This window comes from Kribbella sp. NPDC051587 (assembly GCF_044453945.1).
Taxonomy (GTDB): Bacteria; Actinomycetota; Actinomycetes; order Propionibacteriales; family Kribbellaceae; genus Kribbella.
Genome location: NZ_JBITDE010000008.1, coordinates 205,301 through 224,667 on the forward strand (window position 1 = coordinate 205,301; position 19,367 = coordinate 224,667).

The window sequence follows — 19,367 nt, forward strand, 5'->3', positions numbered from 1 at the left end:
CAACATGTCGTGGACGGCGTGTCGGTTACCACTAGATGTTGCGACTGACCTAGAGTCCTTCTCGCTGGCGGTCAGGGGAATCCGGTGCAATTCCGGAGCTGCCCCGCAACGGTGAGCGGATGCCGACAGGTCTCCGCGAGTCCGGGTACCTGTCGCCGGCGTGTGCACCGCCGGTGCACACGGTCCGAGACCTCGAGGGTGGGTCGCAGGGCGTGATGACCAGTGTCCGGCCGGTGCTGTCGTCTCGTCGTGCGCGCGTGCTCTCACAGTCGCGGTCCTCCGTACGCGTAGCGAGAGAAGAGCACTTGTGACCATCGCTTCCACCTCCCGATCGGCGGCCGACGAGGCCGGCCACGGGACCCAGCTGACCGTCGTACGCCGCGATGGCAGCAACACCGATTTCGACGCGACCAAGATCTCGGTCGCCGTCACGAAGGCGTTCCTCGCGGTCGAGGGCAACGACGCCGGCGCCACCCACCGGGTCCGGGACCTGGTGACCGACCTGACCGGCCGGGTCGTCGAGGCGCTGACGCGGCGCGGTGACACCCGCAGCGTCCAGGTCGAGGACATCCAGGACCAGGTCGAGCTGGCTCTGATGCGCGCGGGAGAGCATCAGGTCGCCCGGGCCTACGTGCTGTACCGCGAGGAGCGCAACAAGGCCCGCACCCCCGCCGACGCCGCGGAGCTGGCCGAGACCAAGCCGGTCGTGTCGGTCCGCCAGGCCGACGGGACCCGCGCTCCGCTCGACGTCGAGCGACTGCGCGTGATCGTCGCCGAGGCCGCCGCCGGGTTGGACGCGGTCGATTCCGAGCAGATCCTGAACGAGACGATCGGCTCCTGCTACGACGGCATCGCCCAGCACGAGGTAGAGCTGGCGCTGGTGATGGCCGCCCGGTCCTACGTCGAGACCGAGCCGCAGTACAGCTACGCCGCCTCCCGCCTGCTGCTCGACCAGATCCGCCGCGAGGCGCTCGGTCGCGTGCACGGCGAGCCGCGGCAGGCCAGCCAGGCCGACATGGCCACGGCCTACCCCGCATACTTCCCGCGCTACATCGCGACCGGGATCGAGGCCGGCCTGCTCGACCCCGAGCTGGCCACCTTCGACCTGGACCGGCTGGCCGCGGCGATCCACCCCGAGCGCGACCTGGACTTCGCCTTCCTCGGGCTGCAGACGCTCTACGACCGCTACCTGCTGCACATCGACAAGACCCGGTTCGAGCTGCCGCAGGCGTTCTTCCTGCGGGTCGCGATGGGGATGGCGCTGCGCGAGGAGGACCGGGAGGGCCGCGCGATCCAGTTCTACGAGCTGCTCAGCTCGTTCCGCTTCATGTCGTCGACACCGACGCTGTTCAACTCCGGTACTACGCGTCCGCAGCTCTCGTCCTGCTTCCTCACCACGGTGGACGACGACCTGTCCGGCATCTTCGCCGGGATCCGCAACAACGCCCTGCTCGCCAAGTACTCCGGCGGTCTCGGCAACGACTGGACCCCGGTCCGCGGGATCGGCGCCAAGATCCGTGGTACCAACGGTGAGTCGCAGGGCGTCGTACCGTTCCTGAAGATCGCCAACGACACCGCCGTCGCGGTCAACCAGGGCGGCAAGCGCAAGGGTGCGGTCTGCGCGTACCTCGAGACCTGGCACATGGACATCGAGGAGTTCCTCGACCTGCGCAAGAACACCGGCGACGAGCGCCGCCGGACGCACGACATGAACACCGCCAACTGGGTGCCGGACCTGTTCCTGCAGCGGGTCGAGGCCGACGGCCAGTGGACGCTGTTCTCGCCCGACGAGGTCCCGGACCTGCACGACCTGTTCGGGACCGAGTTCCGGACGGCGTACGAGAAGTACGAGGCGGCCGCCGACCGCGGTGAGATCCGGGTCTTCCGCCGGGTCCGCGCGCTGGACCTGTGGCGCCGGATGCTGACCGTGCTGTTCGAGACCGGTCACCCGTGGATCACCTTCAAGGACCCGTGCAACCTGCGGTCGCCGCAGCAGCACAGCGGTGTCGTGCACTCGTCGAACCTGTGCACCGAGATCACGCTGAACACGACGGTCGACGAGACCGCGGTCTGCAACCTGGGCTCGGTCAACCTGGTCGCGCACCTGACCGAGACCGGCCTGGACGCTGATCTGCTCCGCGACACGGTGAAGACCGCGGTCCGGATGCTCGACAACGTCATCGACGTGAACTTCTACACGACGCCCGAGTCGGAGCGCGCCAACCAACGGCACCGTCCGGTCGGCCTCGGCCTGATGGGCTTCGCGGACGCGCTGTTCTCACTCCGCATCCCGTACTCGTCGGAGGCCGCCATCGCCTTCGCCGACAGCTCGATGGAGGCGATCAGCTACCACGCGATCGAGGCCTCCAGCGATCTGGCCGCCGAGCGTGGCGCCTACTCGACGTACGACGGTTCGCTGTGGAGCAAGGGCGTGCTGCCGATCGACTCGCTGGAGATCCTGCGCACAGCTCGCAAGGGTGACGTGATCCTGGACGACACCAAGTCGCTGGACTGGGACGCCCTGCGCACCAAGGTGCTGCGCGACGGCATGCGGAACTCCAACGTGATGGCGATCGCGCCGACCGCGACGATCTCCAACATCTGCGGGGTCAGCCAGTCGATCGAACCGGCGTACTCGAACCTGTTCGTGAAGTCGAACATGTCCGGCGAGTTCACGGTCGCGAACCCGTACCTGGTCAACGACCTGAAGGCGCGTGGGCTGTGGGACCAGGTGATGGTCTCCGACCTCAAGTACCACGACGGCATCCTGACGAACATCGACCGCGTCCCGGCCGACCTGCGCGAGCTGTACGCGACCGCGTTCGAGATCGACCCGCTGTGGCTGATCGAGGCCGCGTCGCGCCGGCAGAAGTGGATCGACCAGGCGCAGTCGCTCAACCTGTACATGGCTTCGCCGTCCGGCAAGGCGCTCGACGAGCTCTACCGCAACGCCTGGCGCTACGGGCTGAAGACGACGTACTACCTGCGTTCACAGTCGAAGACCCACGTCGAGAAGTCGACACTGCAGGGCACCGACGGCAAGCTCAACGCGGTCTCCGCCACCATCCCGGCCCAGGTGACAACCCCAGTACCGGTCACCGCTGCCTCAGTCATCGACAACGCTCCGCTGCCCGAACCGACCGGAGCGATCTGCTCGCTCGAAGACCCTGACTGCGAGGCCTGCCAGTGACCACGACCGACAACGCCACGGGCCTCGGCTCGATCACCGTCGGCGCCTCGCGCATCGACGTCTCCGACAAGGCGATGATCAACGCCCGCGCCGACGTCAACCAGCTGCTCCCGCTGAAGTACACGTGGGCCTGGGACAAGTACCTGGCCGGCTGCAACAACCACTGGATGCCGACCGAGGTCTCGATGCAGGCCGACATCTCGCTATGGAAGTCGAAAGACGGCCTCACCGACGACGAGCGCCTGATGCTCAAGCGCAACCTCGGCTTCTTCGCCACCGCGGAGTCCCTGGTCGCGAACAACATCGTGCTCGCCGTCTACCGCCAGCTCACCAACCCCGAGTGCCGGCAGTACCTGCTGCGCCAGGCGTTCGAGGAGGCCGTGCACACGCACACCTTCCAATACATCTGTACGTCGCTCGGTCTGGACGAGGGCGAGCTGTTCAACATGTACCGCGAGGTCCCGTCGATCTCCGACAAGGACGCCTGGGCCCTGAAGTACACCCAGCATCTCGAGGACCCGGACTTCACGACCGGTACGCCGGAGTCCGACACGGCGTTCCTGCGTGACCTGATCGCGTTCTACGTGGTCTTCGAGGGCATGTGGTTCTACACCGGCTTCGCGCAGATCCTCTCACTCGGCCGCCGCAACAAGATGGTCGGCATCGCCGAGCAGTACCAGTACATCCTGCGCGACGAGTCGATCCACCTGAACTTCGGCATCGACTGCATCAATCAGATCAAGCAGGAGAACCCGCACCTGTGGACGGCCGAGTTCCAGGCCGAGGTCCGGCAGATGCTCACCGAGGCCTGCGAGCTCGAGGTCGCCTACGGCCGCTCGACGATGCCGAACGGCATGCTCGGCCTGACCGCGGACCTCTGCGAGCAGTACATGCACTTCATCACCGACCGCCGCGCCGAGCAGATCGGCCTCGCCCCCATCTTCGGCGAGACCCGCAACCCGTTCGGCTGGATGTCCGAAGTCATGGACCTCAAGAAGGAGAAGAACTTCTTCGAGACCCGAGTCATCGAGTACCAGTCCTCCTCCGGCCTCAGCTGGGACTAACCCCAGTACGACGGGAGCGCCGGTGCCTAACGTCCGAAGGAATCGCAGCCATGACGTGCGATTCCTTCGGACGTTACGGCCGGCCCCGCGCTAACGTCCGCAAACACGCTGACCACGCCCGCAGGTCGTTCGGACGTTAGCGGCCGGACCGGTTGATCAGTGGGGGCACGAGCGCTTGGGTGGGAGTTAGGGGTGGGTTTTGGTGAGGGCGTTGAGCAGGTCGGCCGTCGTACCGGTTTCGGCTAGGCGGGGGAAGACGTGGGTGAGGGCGTGGGCGTGGGAGTCTTCGGCGCGGTCGGTGATGGCGTCGGTGGGGATGGTGACGTGGTAGCCGTGTTCGTGGGCGGCGCGGGCGGTGGATTCGACGCCGTAGGTGGTGGCGACGCCGGTGATGACGACCTGGGTGATGCCGCGGCGGCGGAGCTGGATGTCCAGGTCGGTGCCGTGGAAGGCGCCCCAGTTGCGTTTGGTGACGACGATGTCCTCGGGGTGACCGGCGAGCTCGTCGATGATCTCGTCGGCGCCCGCGGGCATCTGGCCGGCTGGGCGGGGGCCTTCGTCGGTGCGGCCGGGGACCCAGTCGGAGCCGTCGGGGCGGATGCTGACCCGGACCAGTACGACGGGGAGGTCGCGTTTGCGGAAGGCGTCGGTGAGCTCGACGTTGCGGGCGATCACGTCCGCGATCGAGTACGGCGTACCGGGGAAGGCTTTGAGGGCGTTCTGCAGGTCGATGACGACGAGCGCGGTCTTGGGGTCGATGGTGGTGATGGGCACGGCGGTCCTTTCAGGCAAGGGATCGATCGGTCAGCGTGACGGCGGTGAGCAGCGTGGCGATGACGAGCAGGAACCAGGCCAGCTCGTGCAGACCTGGCGTTGTCGCTCCGCTCGCGAAGAAGTGGGCGTTGGCGGCGGCAGCGATCAGCGCGCCGAGGTAGGTGCAGGTTCGGAGCAGGCCCGCGGAGGAACCGATGCGAGCGGGATCGGCCTGGCGGTAGAGCGCGTTCTGGTTGGCCAAGCCGTTCAGGCCCTGCGGGATACCGGCCACGACACCGATCAGCACGAGGAACCACAATGCGGTCCGGGCGTCGACGAACAGCGGCAGCGCACCGGCGACCAGCAGAAGGATGCTTCCGGCAACCAACTTCCCTCGCACCCGGGGGTTGCGGCCGGTGAGTGCGGTGATCAGGACAGCGGCGCCCGACAGCGGCAGCATCAGGAGACCTGTGGTGGCCGCGCTCAAGGCGTGGCCTTCCTCGAGCCACTGAGCGAAGCCGTACAGGAACGAGTAGCTGATCACGTAGGCCAGCACCTGCCGGACGTACGTCGCGATCAACGGCCGGTTGCCGCCGAGGACTCGCAGGTTGATGAACGGTTCCACCACGCGTAGCTCGACCAGGACGAATGCCACAGCGCAAGCAACGCCGAGGACCGGTAGGTACCAGCGCGACGCACGCGGTTCGGTCAGGAACAGCATGATGGTCACCAGGGATGTGGCGAAGAGCAGGATGCCCGCGTAGTCGAGCTGCAGCTTCAAGCGGGTGCGCGGTGTCTTCGGCAGCCGCAGCGAGCCGAGAATCAAGCAGGCCAACGACAACGGCACATTGATCGTGAAGATCAGGTGCCAGCCACCGAGCCCGATCAGCAGCCCACCGAGTGTCGGCCCGATGACCGCGATCACCTGGTTGGAGATCGACAAGATGGTGAGAATGCCGGCCGGGGTCTCGAGACCGGTCCGGTCCGCCTCGCTCCGGATCAACGACATCGAGGCCGGGTACGCCGCCGACGTACCGAAGCCGAGGAGCACCCGCGACGCGATCAGTACGCCGAGGGTCGGGGCGAGTGCGCCGAGCAATCCGGCCACACCGACTGTCGCCGTACCGATCAAGTACAACGACCGTGGTCCGAACAGGTCCACCAACCGCCCGATCACCGGCTGCCCGACCGCGGTCGCGAGATAGAGACCGGTGATCAGCCAGGCGGTCTGCGCCGGGCCGACACTGAAGGCGACGCCGATCGGGATCAGCGCGACCGCGAGCATCGACGAGTTGATCGGGTTCAGGATCGACCCGACCACCATCGGCGCGATCAACCGCCGATCGAACCGCCCGGCCTCGCTCACCGTCCGGTCGCCTCGACCACGCGATTGAGCAACGCGAGCGCATCGAGGATCGTCTGCCGCTCGTCTTCGGTGCACGTGTCCTGCAGGGAGCTGGCCAGCCACTCCTGCCGGGTCCGCCGCTCTCCCTGCAGGCGGCGACGCGCGGCCGAGGTCAGCGAGATCAGCTGCCGACGGCCGTCAGCGGGATCAGGATGCCGCTGGATCAGGTCGAGCTCGAGCAGCGACGTGACGATCGCGGCCATCGACTGCGGGCGGACCCGCTCGGCCGCCGCGAGCTCACTGGCCGACGCCGGACCGTCCCGATCCAGCCGGGTCAGCACCGAGGTCCGCGACGGCGTCAGGTCGTCACTCTCGTCGAGCTCACGCAGCCGGCGCCGGAGCCGCCCGAAGACGACCCGGACCTCACTCGCCGCCTGCATCGCGGAGTCGGACAGCTCATCGGTCATATCAACAGCCTAAACTGATCAGTTAAAACTGTCTATATTCGTCTGCTATCTTGAATGAACGTTCATTCGGAGGCGTGAGATGGCTTGGACCCCAACCGACATTCCTGACCAGCACGGCCGCACGGCGGTCGTCACCGGCGCCAACGGCGGGCTCGGACTGGTGACCGCCAGGGAGCTGGCCGCGAAGGGAGCGCACGTCGTGATGGCAGTGCGCAACCAGCAGAAGGCCGCCGCGGCCGCCGACGAGATCCGGGCGGCCGTCCCGGATGCCTCGCTCGAGCTGGTCGCGCTCGACCTGTCCGCGCAGGCCTCGGTGCACGAGGCGGCGGAGAAGATCCTGGCCGCGCACAGCACGATCGACCTGCTGATCAACAACGCGGGCGTGATGGCGATCTCCGAGGCGCGGACCGTCGACGGGTTCGAGATGCAGTTCGGCGTCGACCACCTCGGTCACTGGACCCTGACCGCTCTCCTGCTGCCGGCTCTCATCAGCACCCCGAACTCCCGCGTGGTGACCGTGACCAGCACCGCGCATCACCTGGGCCGTCCGGTCGACGTGGACAACCCGCACCTTGACGGCCGCTACGGAGCCTGGCGTGCCTACGGCCAGGCGAAGCTGGCCAACTTCCACTTCGGGCTCGGGCTGGACCGTCAGCTCAAGAGCGCAGGAGCCGGTACGGCGAGCCTGATCGCGCACCCAGGTCTGTCCGACACCGACCTGCAGTCGGTCAGCGTGGCGGGCTCGGGCGGTGGCATCACCCAACGGATCGCCCACGCGGCCACCCGGGCGACCGGCATGTCCGCCAACGACGGTGCCCTGCCACAGCTGAGGGCCGCCACAGATCCGGCGGCCAAGGGCGGCGAGTTCTACGGACCGCTCTTCGTGAACAACGGCCAGCCGGTCCGCAAGCCCATCCTGCGCCGGTTCGGGATGGACCAGGCCATCGCTAAACTCTGGGCCGTGTCCGAACGAGAGACCGGCGTAGCGATCGCAACAGATGGCCGCTGATCGAGCAGTCGCCGTACGGACGGCTCTGCGCACTCTCGTGGCCCGCAACGGGTTCCACGGCGCGTCGATGAACGCGGTCGCCCGCGAGGCAGGCGTGGCGACCGGTACGGCGTACACGTACTACGCGTCGAAAGACGACGTGGTGCTGGCCGCCTATACCGAGACCAAGGCGGAGCTCGGCGCGGCCGCGATGGCGCACCTGGACGAAAGCCTCCCGCCCGAGCAGCGGTTCCGCGCGCTCTGGCTCGCCTGCTACCGGCATCTGCAGGCGAACCCGACGCATGCCCAGTTCCTCCTGCAGGTGGAGCACTCGCCGTACCGGGGTCCGGCGCACGAGGCCGCGCTCAGCAACCCTGATGACCCGTTCCTGGCCCAGGTGGCCCAGCCGGACATCGCCGCGCGGCTGCGCCCGTTCCCCGTCGACGTGCTCTACGAGCTCGCGCTCAGCCCCGCCATCCGGCTCGCCGCCAGCGGCATCGAGCTGACCGAGGCTCAGCTCGACGAGATCGCCGACGCCTGCTGGCGGGCGGTCAGCTGACCGTCACGTCCAGGACGCCGATCACCTTCTCCAGACGGGCGGCGACCCGGCCGGCGTCGAAACCGTTGCCTGCGACAACCACTCGCAAGGTGTTCGTCTCGAGACACAGCGAGAGGTGACGGACGTCGTACGGGTTCAGCAGGACGGCGATCCGCGCGAACATGCCGACCGTCTCCACGATCTGTGCGGTGAAGACGGTGCTGGTGGCAACAACTGCCGTGGGCGCATCGAGTACGGCGGTCATCGGACAACCTCCTTGTGACGCAGGAGGCCGTAGGTGAAGCCGTCGACGAGGGCCTCCCAGGATGCCTCGACGATGTTGTGGCCGACGCCGACGGTGACCCAGGAGCCTTCACCGTCCGCGGTCTGGATGAGGACTCTGATCACCGCGTCGGTGCCGTGTCCCTGGTCGAGGATGCGCACCTTGTAGTCGACCAGCTCGAACTTGTTCACCACCGGATAGGCCCGCTCGATCGCCGTCCGGAGCGCATGGTCGAGAGCGTTCACCGGGCCGTTGCCCTCGCCGGTGACGATCTCGCGCTCTCCCCCGGCGACCAGCTTCACCGTCGACTCCGAGACCGCCTCGCCGTCGGCGCGGGACTCGGTGATCACACGCCAGGACTCGACGTCGAAGAACGACGCCCGCTTCCCGTCGACCTCTTCGGTGAGCAGCAGCGAGAACGACGCGTCGGCGGCCTCGAAGGTGTAGCCGCGCGCCTCGAGCTCCTTGACCCGGTCGGCGACCCGGGCGACGAGCTCGCGGTCGTTGCCGAGGTCGAACCCGAGCTCGCGGCCCTTGAGCTCGATGCTGGCCCGGCCCGCCATCTCCGAGACGAGCATCCGCATGTCGTTGCCGACCCGGCTCGGATCCGTGTGCTGGTAGAGATCCGGGTCGACCTTGATCGCGCTGGCGTGCAGCCCCGCCTTGTGGGCGAAGGCGGACAGGCCGACGTACGGCTGCCGGGTCGACGGCGGCACGTTCGTCACTTCGGCGATCGCGTGCGCGATCCGGAACGAGTCGGCGAGGTTGCCCGCCGGCAGCAGCTCCATCCCGCGCTTGAGTTCGAGGTTGGCCACGACCGCGAGCAGGTCGGCGTTGCCGGTGCGTTCGCCGTACCCGTTGATCGTGCCCTGGACGTGCGTGACGCCGGCCTCGACGGCGGCGATCGAGTTCGCCACCGCGCAGCCGCCGTCGTTGTGGGCGTGGATGCCGAGCCGGGCGCCGGTGTTCTCGAGGACGTCGCGGACGATGTCCTGCAGCTCGCGCGGCAGCGTCCCGCCGTTCGTGTCGCAGAGCGCGACCACGTCGGCGCCGGCCTCGGCCGAGACCCGTACTACTTCGAGTGCGTACGCACGGTTGGCGCGGTACCCGTCGAAGAAGTGCTCGGTGTCGAGGAAGACCCGCTGCCCGTTCTCCCGCAGGTGCCGGATCGTGTCGGCGACCATCCGCAGGTTCTCGTCGAGCGTGGTCCGCAATGCGCGCTCGACGTGCGCATCGTGGCTCTTGGCAACGAGTGTGACGACCGACGCGCCGGACTCACGCAGCGCAGCGACCTGTGGGTCGTCGGCCGCGGCGGTCTGCGGCTTGCAGGTCGCGCCGAACGCGGCGAAGGTCGCGTTCCGCAGGTCCAGTTCGGTCCGCGCCCGCTGGAAGAACTCGGTGTCCTTCGGTACGGCGCCCGGCCAGCCACCCTCGATGAATCCGACGCCCAGGTCGTCCAGGTGCTGCGCGATGGCAATCTTGTCCGCCACGGACAGCGCGAGCCCCTCCTGCTGCGCACCGTCGCGCAGGGTCGTGTCGTAGACGTGGAACTCGTCGGAGATGCTCATGAGAGGCCTTCCGGTGACGAAATCGGGCAAACAAAAAACCCCCCGCAAGGTGCGAGAGGTCCGCGTGCTCAGGTACTGCAGGCTGAGCACGCCTAGGTAATAATCACCCGGTGGTTGTTCATGACGTTTTGAAGTCTGCCACACAAAGTCCGGACCAGGGCGGAACTGTCTCGCATCACGAACATCCAGTACGCCGATCAGTACTGAGGAGTAGCTGATAGTTCAGCCGGATCGTCCCACGCCGTGTAGAAGTCCTCGCGGGACAGATCCCGCACTCCCCAGGCCTCGCGATCAAGCCCCTTGTCGGTGAGCATGCCCTCGTCGTCCTCGATCCGCTGCCACCAGTAACGCCGGATCTCGCCGTCCTCGCGGGCCCCGAGCTGCCGTACGACGACCCACTCCCGCTCGTGCCAGACCGCCTCGAACAGCCAGTCCGTCCCGTCGTCGGCCGCGACCGCGCCGTACGTCCGGGGCGCCGTCCCGCGATCGAGATCGCGGATCAGGTCAACCGTCGTCCGGACCGCGACCACGGTCTCGTACGACCAGTCACGGCGCTGCGCCAGGTCCGTGTAATACGCCTGGACATCGACCGGAAGGCTGCTCATGGCCGTTGACCTTATCGGGCCGAACCACCCCCAAGGACCCATAGGGCCTGAGAAGATCCTGTGAATCAAGGCAAGACCGCCCCGTCCTGACCTGAGAGGTAACGCGCGATGAAGATCCTGCTGACCACAGTCCTGGCGATCGCGACGGTCACCCCGGCCGCGAACGTCGAGATCACCCCACCTGCGAGCTCCGTGACCGCGAGCACCAGCGACGCGAACGTCGCGGCCAATGTTGTCGACAACAACTACTCGACCCGGTGGTCGGGTGACGGCGACGGCGCCTCACTCACCCTCGACCTCGGCGGTACCAAGACCGTCAGCCACCTCAAGGTCGCCGCCTACAAGGGCGACGAGCGCAAGAACGACTTCGAGCTGCAACTGCTCAACGGCTCCACCTGGACCACCGTGTACGACGGCCTCAGCAGCGGCAGCACGACTGGCCTGCAGACCTTCGACTTCACCGACCAACCCGCAACCAAGGTCCGGTACGTCGGTCATGGGTACCAACTCAATTCGGGCGGTACCGGGACGTGGAACAGCGTCACCGAGTTCGAGGTCTGGGGAGGTGGTGGCAGCGACCCTGCTCCCCAGGTCCCGGCCGATGTCCTCGACCTGACCAACTGGAAGGTCACGCTCCCGATCGGCGCGAACGAGAGCCCGACCGAGATCAAGCAGCCGGCGCTGGCCACCTACTCGAACGACCCGTACTTCAAGGTCGTCGGGGACGGCGTGCAGTTCCGGGCACCGGTCAACGGCGTCACCACGAGCGGTTCGGGCTATCCGCGGTCGGAGCTCCGCGAAATGAACGGCAGCAGCAACGCCAGCTGGTCGTCCACCTCGGGTACGCACACTCTCGTCGTACGGGAGTCTTTTGATCACCTGCCTGCCGACAAACCGCAGCTGGTCGGCGCGCAGATCCACGACGCGAACGACGATGTCACGGTCTTCCGCCTCGAAGGCAGCAGCCTCTACATCACCAACGGCGACACAACTCACCACAAACTGGTCACCAGCTCGTATGTCCTCGGCACTGTCTTCGAGGCCAAGTTCGTGGTCAGCGGCGGCCAGACGAAGGCCTACTACAACGGCGTCCTGCAAACCACGATCACCAAGAACTACTCCGGCGCCTATTTCAAAGCCGGCGCCTACACCCAGGCCAACTGCACCAACTCGTCCCCCTGCGCCGACACCAACTACGGGCAGACGACGCTGAAGAGTGTGGCCGTCACCCACTCGTAGTGGGTGACGGCCAGTCGGTCAGCAGATCTTGGTCATCCAGTTGTGGGGGTCGGCGGCACGGCCGTACTGGAGGTCTAGGAGGGCGCTGCGGACGGCGGCGGTGACTGGGCCACCGTTGCCGTCGGCCACCTGGACCTCGCCGTCCTTCCACTTCAGGGAGGCGACCGGGGTGATCACCGCGGCGGTTCCGCAGGCGAAGACCTCGCGGATCCGGCCGGAGGCGGCGCCTTCGCGCCACTCGTCGACCGAGATCTTGCGCTCGGCAACGGAGTGGCCGAGGTCGGTGACGAGCTTCAGGATCGAGTCCCGGGTGACGCCCTCGAGGATGGTGCCGGACAGCTCGGGGGTGACGACCGAGTTGTCGTCGAGGACGAAGTACAGGTTCATCCCGCCGAGCTCCTCGACCCACTTCTTCTCGATCGCGTCCAGGAAGGCGACCTGGTCGCAGCCGTTCTCGGTCGCCTCGGCCTGGGCCAGCAGCGACGCGGCGTAGTTGCCACCGGTCTTGGCGGCACCGGTGCCGCCGGGGGCCGCGCGGGTGTACTCCTCGCTCAGCCAGATCCGGACCGGCTTCACACCGCCGCTGAAGTACGAGCCGGCCGGCGACGCGATCGCGCAGTACGTCACCTGGGCGGACGGCCGGACGCCGAGGAACGGGTCCGATCCGAACATGAACGGGCGCAGGTACAGCGAGGTCTCACCACCGGTGGGCACCCAGGCCTGGTCCAGCTCGACGAGCGCCTTGACCGAGTCCAGGAACGCGGACTCGGGCAGCTCCGGCAGCGCGAGCCGGCGGGCCGACCTCGCGAACCGGGCCGCGTTGGCCTCGGGGCGGAACAGGTGGATCGAGTCGTCGGGATGACGGTAGGCCTTCATCCCCTCGAAGATGGTCTGGGCGTAGTGGAACACCGAGGTCGCCGGAGACAGCTCCAGCGGTCCGAAGGCGGTGATCCGTGCGTCGTGCCAGCCCTGGTCCTTCGTCCACGTGGCGATCGCCATGTGGTCGGAGAAGTACTGCCCGAAGCCTGGGTTCGCCAGGATCGAGGCACGCTGGTCGTCGCTCGCCGGGTGGGTGTTCGGCTCAACGATGAACTCTAAGGCGCTCATAGCCGCACCGTACCTGTTAGCTGACTGGTCATGCGAGAGCCACCTTTCAGCCGGCTGCGCGCTTGGTGATCGCGTCGCCGATCTCAGCGGTGGTCCGGACACTGCCCGTGCGCTCCTCGATATCCGCCGTGACGGCCGCCTCGATCGCGGCCGCCGCCTCGGGCAGGCCGAGGTGGTCGAGCAGCAGCGCCGCGGACAGGATCGCCGCCGTCGGGTCCGCCTTCTGCTGACCGGCGATGTCCGGCGCGGAGCCGTGCACCGGCTCGAACATGCTCGGCGCGGTCCGGTCCGGGTTGATGTTGCCGCTCGCGGCCAGCCCGATACCACCGGTGATCGCCGCGGCCAGGTCGGTGAGGATGTCGCCGAACAGGTTGTCGGTGACGATCACGTCGAACCGGGCCGGGTCGGTGACCAGGAAGATCGTCGCCGCGTCCACGTGCAGGTAGTCGACCGCGATCTCGGGGAAGTCGGCCTTCACCTTGTCCACGGTCCGCGTCCACAGGTGGCCGGCGTGCACGAGCACGTTGTTCTTGTGCACCAGCGTGAGCTTCTTGCGCGGCCGCGCCTGCGCCCGGGCAAACGCATCCCGTACGACGCGCTCCACGCCGTACGCGGTGTTGACCGACACCTCGGTGGCGATCTCGGCCGGGGTCCCGACCCGCAGTGCGCCGCCGTTACCGACGTACGGGCCTTCGGTGCCTTCGCGGACGACGACGAAGTCGACCTCGCCCGGGTTCGCCAGCGGGGAGCCGACGGACGGGTAGATCTTCGAGGGGCGCAGGTTCACGTAGTGGTCGAGGGTGAACCGCAGTTTGAGCAGCAGACCGCGCTCGAGGACGCCGGACGGGACGCTCGGGTCGCCGACGGCACCGAGCAGGATCGCGTCGTGCTGGCGAATCTCCTCGAGCTCGGCGTCCGGGAGGGTCTCACCGGTGGCGTGCCAGCGCTTCGCGCCGAGGTCGTACTCGGTCCGCTCGAACGTCACGCCGTGCTGGGCGGCTACCGCGTCGAGGACCTTCAGGGCCTCGGTGGTGACCTCCGGTCCGATCCCGTCCCCGGGAACGACGGCCAGCGTGAAGTTCTTGTTGTCGCTCACTTCTTGGGTTCTCCCCCGTTGTCGCGGCGGTTCATGGCCTCTTGGACAGCCTTGACCTCATCGCTCGCCGGGCGGGGCTTGCGGCGGCGCGCCGCCTTCCGCTCCCGGGCGTCGATCGCGGGCCAGTTGGCTGGATACATGTCGTACATGCTGCACTCTCCCCGGTTGGTCATGGGCGGCAGGATGGGTCCGAATTTACTCTGGTGTGCGACTATTTCGCCACAATGCGGGCATTCGATCCCGATATATGAGATGTGGGTGCGGGCCCTGGACCAGAGCTGTGCAACTCTCAACCGGTGAGTGCTCCTCCAGAACTGCCGCCGCTGGTTTCCGCGGCCCTCAGCCTGTCCGGACGACGCGGATTCGTCAGCTCCACCCGGAACGAGACCGGGCGTCTCCTGGCCAGCCTGGCCGCGTCCAAGACCGGCCTGCTCGGCGAGCTCGGCACCGGCTGCGGCGTCGGCTCGGCCTGGTTGCGCAGCGGCGCGAACGAGGGCACCAAGATCGTCACCGCGGAGAGCGACCCGCAGCTGGCCCAGGTGGTCGCCGAACTGTTCGCCGACGACGAGCGCGTCGAGGTCGTCTCGGCCGACTGGACCGCGCTGATCGAGCGCGGCCCGTTCGCGCTGCTGTTCGTGGACGCCCGCGAGGCCAAGATCTCGGCCCGCGACGTGATCGCCGACGTCGTCGAGCCCGGCGGCTTCGTCGTCCTGGACGACTTCACCCCGTCCGGCGTCTGGCCGCCGATGTACGAGGGCCGCGTCGACACGCTCCGCCAGGAGTGGCTGATGGACTCCCGTTTCACCACCGTCGAGGTGATGGTGGCCGCGGACGCCGCCGTCCTCCTCGCTACTCGCCGCTAGCAATAGAGCGGCCCCGGACACTTGGGTCCGGGGCCTGACCAGCCACCATGCGCCTGCGGGTGGCTGGCTACTACTCAGTTAAACAGCCATTCGGTCTAGTCAGGCGTCAAGGTCCACAGTGCGGGCAGTGTCCGCCTGGACCGCCGAGGCGATGTCGTCCAGTACGGCGGGGGCCACGGCCGAGTCGACCGAGAGAGCGACCAGCGCCTTGCCGCCCTTGCGGTCCCGGCTCACCTGCATGCCGGCGATGTTGACCTCGGCGTCGCCGAGGATGCGGCCGATCTGGCCGACGATGCCCGGACGGTCCTCGTAGGTGAAGAACGCGAGGTGCGCGGCGAGCTCGACCTCGAGGTCGAAACCGTCGACCTCGACCAGGCGCTCGGACTGCCGGACGCCGACCAGCGTGCCGCTGACCGAGACCTGCGCGCCGTCGGCGAGGGTGCCGCGGAGCGTGATCAGGTTGCGGTGCTCCGGGCTCTCGTGGTCGGTCACGAGCCGGACCTCGAGGCCCCGCTCGGCCGCCAGCAGCGGCGCGTTCACGTAGGAAACGTTGTCCTCGACAACATCCGCGAAGACACCCTTGAGCGCGGCCAGCTCCAGCACCTTGACGTCGTACTGGGTGATCTCGCCGCGGACCTCGACATCGAGCTGCTGCGCGACGCCACCGGCCAGCGCGGTGAAGATCCGGCCGAGCTTCTCGGTCAGGCCGATGCCGGGCCGGACGTCCTCGGCGATCACGCCGCCCTGGACGTTGACCGCGTCCGGCACCAGCTCACCCGACAGGGCGAGGCGGACCGACTTCGCGACGGCGATACCGGCCTTCTCCTGGGCCTCGTCGGTCGACGCGCCCAGGTGCGGGGTGGCGACGACGTTCTCGAACTCGAACAGCGGCGAGTCGGTGCAGGGCTCCTTGGCGAACACGTCGAGCCCGGCCGCGGCCACCCGGCCTTCCTTGAGCGCCGAGTAGAGCGCGGTCTCGTCGACGATGCCGCCGCGGGCCGCGTTCACGATGATGACCTCGGGCTTGACCTTGTGCAGCTGCTCGTCGCCGATCAGCCCGATCGTCTCCGGGGTCTTCGGCAGGTGCACCGAGATGAAGTCCGACGCGGCCAGCAGCTCGTCCAGCGACGCGAGCCGGACGCCCATCTGCGCGGCCCGGCCGGCCTGCACGTACGGGTCGTAGGCGATCACGTTCATGCCGAAGGCGGCCAGCCGCTGCGCGACCAGGACGCCGATCTTGCCCAGGCCGACGATGCCGACGGTCTTCTCGAACAGCTCGACACCGGAGTACTTGCTGCGCTTCCACTCGCCGTTCTTCAGCGACTGGTCGGCGGCCGGAACCCGGCGCGCGGCGGCCAGCAGCAGCGCGACGGCCAGCTCGGCGGCGCTGACGATGTTGGAGGTCGGTGCGTTCACGACCATCACGCCGGCCTGGGTGGCGGCCTTCACGTCGACGTTGTCCAGGCCGACGCCGGCCCGGGCGACGACCTTCAGCTTCTTCGCCGCGGCCAGGGCCTCGGCGTCCACCTTGGTGGCGCTGCGGATCAGGATCGCGTCGACGTCGGCGATGGCCGGGAGCAGCTCGGCGCGGTCGGCGCCGTTCGCGTGCCGGATCTCGAAATCGGGACCGAGGGCCTCGACGGTGGCCGGGCTCAGCTCTTCGGCGATCAGGACGACGGGACGAGTCACATCAGTCATGGGAGATGTCTCCTGCGAAGCGGTAGGGGCTCATGAACAGAGCACCGCGCTGTGCCCGCTGGTTCGATCGTACCTCAGAGGGAATCGCAGGGCACCGGCGATGTCACCTGGGAAGACCCGTCGACCAGCAGCGCGTTTCCCGACGGCAGCAACCGGTAGCGCTGATCCAGCCGGTTGCAGTTCTTCCCCTCGGCACCGTGCGCATCCGACGAGAACAACGTCACGTAGTTGATCCGGACGTTCACCCCACCGGCGGACTGCGTGATCTCGGTGATGACCGCACCGAAGAAGTACGTCGTCAGGTGCGCCCGCCGGTCCGTGTCCATCGGGAGTGCCTTGGCCAGCCGCGGTGTGTAGTACTTCCGGACCCCGGCGAAATCGTGCCGGTTCTGCAAGGTCAGGTAGTTGGTCAGCGTGCGCTGGGCCTGCAATGCCAGCGGCGTCGCGGCGACCTGCAGCACCGGTGTCATCGCACTCTGCGGACCGCGCGACTCCGTGCAGGTGCCACCGGAGTTCGGGGTCACGCTGGCCGCGTTCCGGACGGCGAGCGGTCGCAGCGTGGCGGCCGGAACGATCCGGCTGGCCGCGAGGCTGTCGCCGGTCACCATCCCGATCACCTGGTTGGACTTGTCGAACACCGGCCCGCCGAGCTTCGCGGCGTTCATCACCTCGCCGAGCGGGCGTGGACGATGGATCGAGCCGACGGTCTGCCCGGTCAGGTTGCCGGAGGCGGTGTAGCCGAGCAGCGCGCGGCCGGCCTCCGCATCCGGTTCGTGGGTGGCGATCTGGAGGGCCGGCACCTGCAGTTGGCCGACCACCTGCAGTACGGCGACGCCGTCCGGTCCGGTCCCCAGCACGTTCGCGCGGCGGATCACCCCGTCGCGGGTGACGACCGCAGCAGCCAACGGCTCCCGTACGGCGATGTCCGCGGTCAGCACGAGTCCGTCGCCGACGTACACGCCGGTGCCTTCACGGGTCCCGGCACAGGCGGTCGAGAGGACCCGGACCACGCTCGACCCGGCAGCGGCCAGCACCTTGACCGAGTCGATCGACGTCCGGTCCTGGCGGATGAACCAGCCCGCGGTGGCACCACCGGCAACGACGAGCAGGAACGCCATCAGGCCGGCCAGGAAGCGGCCGTAGAGCCAGGGACGGCGCTGGGGCGGCGGAGTACGTCGTACCGGGGGTTGTAACTGGGTCAGCGGCGGCGCGCCGGCGGGCACCCGTCGGGGCGGCCTCGGCCCCGGCCTGCCGTCGTGCACCACCGCATTGCCTCCTCGTCACGCACCGGAACCGATCGCTGCCGATTGTGCCAGTTCGGACGGGCGAGGGCCCGGAACCATCCACCTGAACGGTTCCGGGCCCTCGTGACTACCGGGTCAGCGGGCGGCCGAGCCCTCGACGTAGTCGTCGTCGTGCGACTTGACCCACGCCATCAGGCCGCGCAGTTCCTTGCCCACGGCCTCGATCGGGTGCTCCTGGCTCTTCTTGCGGAACTCCGCGAACTCCGGCGCACCGGCGTCCTGGTCGGCGATGAAGCGGGCCGCGAAGGTGCCGTCGGTGATGTCGTTGAGGACATCCTTCATCCGCGCCTTCACCGACGCGTCGATGATCCGCGGGCCGGAGACGTAGTCGCCGTACTCGGCGGTGTCGGAGACCGACCAGCGCTGCTTGGCGATGCCGCCTTCGTAGATCAGGTCGACGATCAGCTTGAGCTCGTGCAGGCACTCGAAGTACGCGACCTCCGGCTGGTAGCCGGCCTCGGTCAGCGTCTCGAACCCGGCCTGGATCAGCGCGGAGACGCCACCACACAGGACGGCCTGCTCACCGAACAGGTCGGTCTCGGTCTCCTCGGTGAAGGTGGTCTTGATACCGCCGGCGCGCAGGCCGCCGATGCCCTTGGCGTACGACAGCGCCAGGTCCCAGGCCTTGCCGGAGGCGTCCTGCTCGACCGCGACGAGCACCGGGACGCCACGGCCCTCGGTGTACTCGCGCCGGACCAGGTGTCCGGGGCCCTTCGGAGCGACCATGAAGACGTCGACACCGGCCGGGGGCTTGATGTAGCCGAAGCGGATGTTGAAGCCGTGCCCGAAGACGAGCGCGTCGCCGTCGGCCAGGTTCGGCTCGATCGCCTCGGCGTACAGCTTGCGCTGCGCGGGGTCCGGCGCCAGGACGACGATGACGTTGGCCTCTTCGACGGCCTCGGCCGGGGTGACGACGCGCAGGCCCTCGGCCTCGGCCTTGGCGCGGCTCTTCGAGCCCTCGAGCAGGCCGACGCGGACGTCGACGCCGGAGTCACGCAGCGAGAGCGCGTGCGCGTGGCCCTGCGAGCCGTAGCCGAGCACGGCCACGCTCTTGCCCTGGATCACCGACAGGTCGGCGTTGTCGTCGTAGAACATTTCTGCTGCCACTTGGAGCGTTCTCCTCTTGATGGTTGGTACGGCGTCAGCCGTGTCGGGCCGGAGCCACGGGGCGGCCCGGCGGCGGCGCCGGCACCGGGTGATGACGTTCGGGGGGCTGGGCCTGGATCGTCGGGGTTCCCGACTGCACGTGCGGCGGGGGC

Annotated in this window: 18 protein-coding genes and 1 riboswitch; of the genes, 6 read left to right on the top strand and 12 right to left on the bottom strand. The window is 68.1% G+C overall.

The genetic code is table 11. From position 1 onward, the window contains the following. Nucleotides 1–24 precede the first annotated feature (24 nt). A riboswitch (cobalamin riboswitch) is annotated at nt 25–172 on the top strand. A 135-nt stretch (nt 173–307) separates the two neighbouring features. Then, nucleotides 308–3,190, top strand: coding sequence for a ribonucleoside-diphosphate reductase subunit alpha (locus ACIA49_RS27430; protein ID WP_396380196.1), 2,883 nt, complete (start codon nt 308–310; stop codon nt 3,188–3,190). Next, complete coding sequence (locus ACIA49_RS27435) at nt 3,181–4,254, top strand: ribonucleotide-diphosphate reductase subunit beta (protein WP_396380307.1); 1,074 nt, start codon at nt 3,181–3,183, stop codon at nt 4,252–4,254. The genes ACIA49_RS27430 and ACIA49_RS27435 overlap by 10 nt, the downstream gene beginning before the upstream one ends. A gap of 186 nt (nt 4,255–4,440) precedes the next feature. Here ACIA49_RS27435 and ACIA49_RS27440 read toward each other — a convergent pair whose 3' ends face one another. Genes ACIA49_RS27440 through ACIA49_RS27450 form a run of 3 tightly spaced genes read right to left on the bottom strand, consistent with a single transcriptional unit; the run spans nt 4,441 to nt 6,819 of the window. Further along, a complete protein-coding gene (locus tag ACIA49_RS27440; RefSeq protein ID WP_396380197.1) occupies nt 4,441–5,028 on the bottom strand; it encodes an isochorismatase family protein in 588 nt (195 codons plus the stop codon). A gap of 10 nt (nt 5,029–5,038) precedes the next feature. Continuing rightward, nucleotides 5,039–6,373, bottom strand: a complete 1,335-nt coding sequence (locus ACIA49_RS27445) for an MFS transporter (protein ID WP_396380198.1) — start codon at nt 6,371–6,373, stop codon at nt 5,039–5,041. Beyond that, nucleotides 6,370–6,819 carry a MarR family winged helix-turn-helix transcriptional regulator gene (locus tag ACIA49_RS27450; RefSeq protein WP_396380199.1) on the bottom strand — a complete coding sequence of 150 codons (450 nt, stop codon included), beginning with the start codon at nt 6,817–6,819 and terminating at the stop codon, nt 6,370–6,372. The genes ACIA49_RS27445 and ACIA49_RS27450 overlap by 4 nt, the downstream gene beginning before the upstream one ends. Nucleotides 6,820–6,898: 79 nt before the next feature. Between ACIA49_RS27450 and ACIA49_RS27455 the strand changes: the two genes are divergently transcribed. Beyond that, nucleotides 6,899–7,828, top strand: coding sequence for an oxidoreductase (locus ACIA49_RS27455; protein WP_396380200.1), 930 nt, complete (start codon nt 6,899–6,901; stop codon nt 7,826–7,828). Then, the gene (locus tag ACIA49_RS27460) at nt 7,818–8,366 is read left to right on the top strand and encodes a TetR/AcrR family transcriptional regulator (RefSeq protein WP_396380201.1); all 549 of its coding nucleotides are present in this window, start codon (nt 7,818–7,820) and stop codon (nt 8,364–8,366) included. Before ACIA49_RS27455 ends, ACIA49_RS27460 begins: the two co-directional genes overlap by 11 nt. Here the strand turns inward: ACIA49_RS27460 and ACIA49_RS27465 are convergent. From ACIA49_RS27465 to ACIA49_RS27475, 3 genes are all read right to left on the bottom strand, one after another. Then, nucleotides 8,359–8,610 carry a hypothetical protein gene (locus ACIA49_RS27465; RefSeq protein ID WP_396380202.1) on the bottom strand — a complete coding sequence of 84 codons (252 nt, stop codon included), beginning with the start codon at nt 8,608–8,610 and terminating at the stop codon, nt 8,359–8,361. The genes ACIA49_RS27460 and ACIA49_RS27465 overlap by 8 nt on opposite strands. Continuing rightward, on the bottom strand, nt 8,607–10,196 hold the full coding sequence (gene cimA / locus ACIA49_RS27470; RefSeq protein ID WP_396380203.1) for a citramalate synthase: 1,590 nt from the start codon (nt 10,194–10,196) through the stop codon (nt 8,607–8,609). The genes ACIA49_RS27465 and cimA overlap by 4 nt, the downstream gene beginning before the upstream one ends. Nucleotides 10,197–10,393: 197 nt before the next feature. Further along, nucleotides 10,394–10,801 carry a hypothetical protein gene (locus ACIA49_RS27475; RefSeq protein WP_396380204.1) on the bottom strand — a complete coding sequence of 136 codons (408 nt, stop codon included), beginning with the start codon at nt 10,799–10,801 and terminating at the stop codon, nt 10,394–10,396. A gap of 108 nt (nt 10,802–10,909) precedes the next feature. Here ACIA49_RS27475 and ACIA49_RS27480 point away from each other — a divergent pair, with 108 nt between their 5' ends. Next, nucleotides 10,910–12,040 carry a polysaccharide lyase family 7 protein gene (locus tag ACIA49_RS27480; protein ID WP_396380205.1) on the top strand — a complete coding sequence of 377 codons (1,131 nt, stop codon included), beginning with the start codon at nt 10,910–10,912 and terminating at the stop codon, nt 12,038–12,040. An 18-nt stretch (nt 12,041–12,058) separates the two neighbouring features. Here the strand turns inward: ACIA49_RS27480 and ACIA49_RS27485 are convergent, their stop codons facing one another. The 3 genes from ACIA49_RS27485 to ACIA49_RS27495 are packed head-to-tail and all read right to left on the bottom strand — an operon-like array spanning nt 12,059 to nt 14,416. Continuing rightward, nucleotides 12,059–13,147 carry a branched-chain amino acid aminotransferase gene (locus tag ACIA49_RS27485; RefSeq protein ID WP_396380206.1) on the bottom strand — a complete coding sequence of 363 codons (1,089 nt, stop codon included), beginning with the start codon at nt 13,145–13,147 and terminating at the stop codon, nt 12,059–12,061. Nucleotides 13,148–13,193: 46 nt separating this feature from the next. Beyond that, nucleotides 13,194–14,243, bottom strand: coding sequence for a 3-isopropylmalate dehydrogenase (locus ACIA49_RS27490; RefSeq protein ID WP_396380207.1), 1,050 nt, complete (start codon nt 14,241–14,243; stop codon nt 13,194–13,196). Next, nucleotides 14,240–14,416 (bottom strand): hypothetical protein, encoded by a 177-nt coding sequence (locus ACIA49_RS27495; protein WP_396380208.1) that lies wholly within the window; start codon nt 14,414–14,416, stop codon nt 14,240–14,242. The genes ACIA49_RS27490 and ACIA49_RS27495 overlap by 4 nt, the downstream gene beginning before the upstream one ends. A 123-nt stretch (nt 14,417–14,539) precedes the next feature. Here ACIA49_RS27495 and ACIA49_RS27500 point away from each other — a divergent pair, with 123 nt between their 5' ends. Further along, nucleotides 14,540–15,106 carry an O-methyltransferase gene (locus tag ACIA49_RS27500; RefSeq protein ID WP_396380209.1) on the top strand — a complete coding sequence of 189 codons (567 nt, stop codon included), beginning with the start codon at nt 14,540–14,542 and terminating at the stop codon, nt 15,104–15,106. A gap of 99 nt (nt 15,107–15,205) precedes the next feature. Here ACIA49_RS27500 and serA read toward each other — a convergent pair whose 3' ends face one another. The 3 genes from serA to ilvC form a co-directional block, all read right to left on the bottom strand. Further along, nucleotides 15,206–16,804 (bottom strand): phosphoglycerate dehydrogenase, encoded by a 1,599-nt coding sequence (serA, locus tag ACIA49_RS27505; RefSeq protein WP_396380210.1) that lies wholly within the window; start codon nt 16,802–16,804, stop codon nt 15,206–15,208. Between the two features lie 74 nt (nt 16,805–16,878). After that, nucleotides 16,879–18,066: a serine protease gene (locus tag ACIA49_RS27510; protein WP_396380211.1), complete on the bottom strand. Its 1,188-nt coding sequence runs from the start codon at nt 18,064–18,066 to the stop codon at nt 16,879–16,881. Nucleotides 18,067–18,183: 117 nt separating this feature from the next. Continuing rightward, nucleotides 18,184–19,203, bottom strand: coding sequence for a ketol-acid reductoisomerase (gene ilvC / locus ACIA49_RS27515; protein WP_396380309.1), 1,020 nt, complete (start codon nt 19,201–19,203; stop codon nt 18,184–18,186). Between the last annotated feature and the right edge of the window lie 164 nt (nt 19,204–19,367).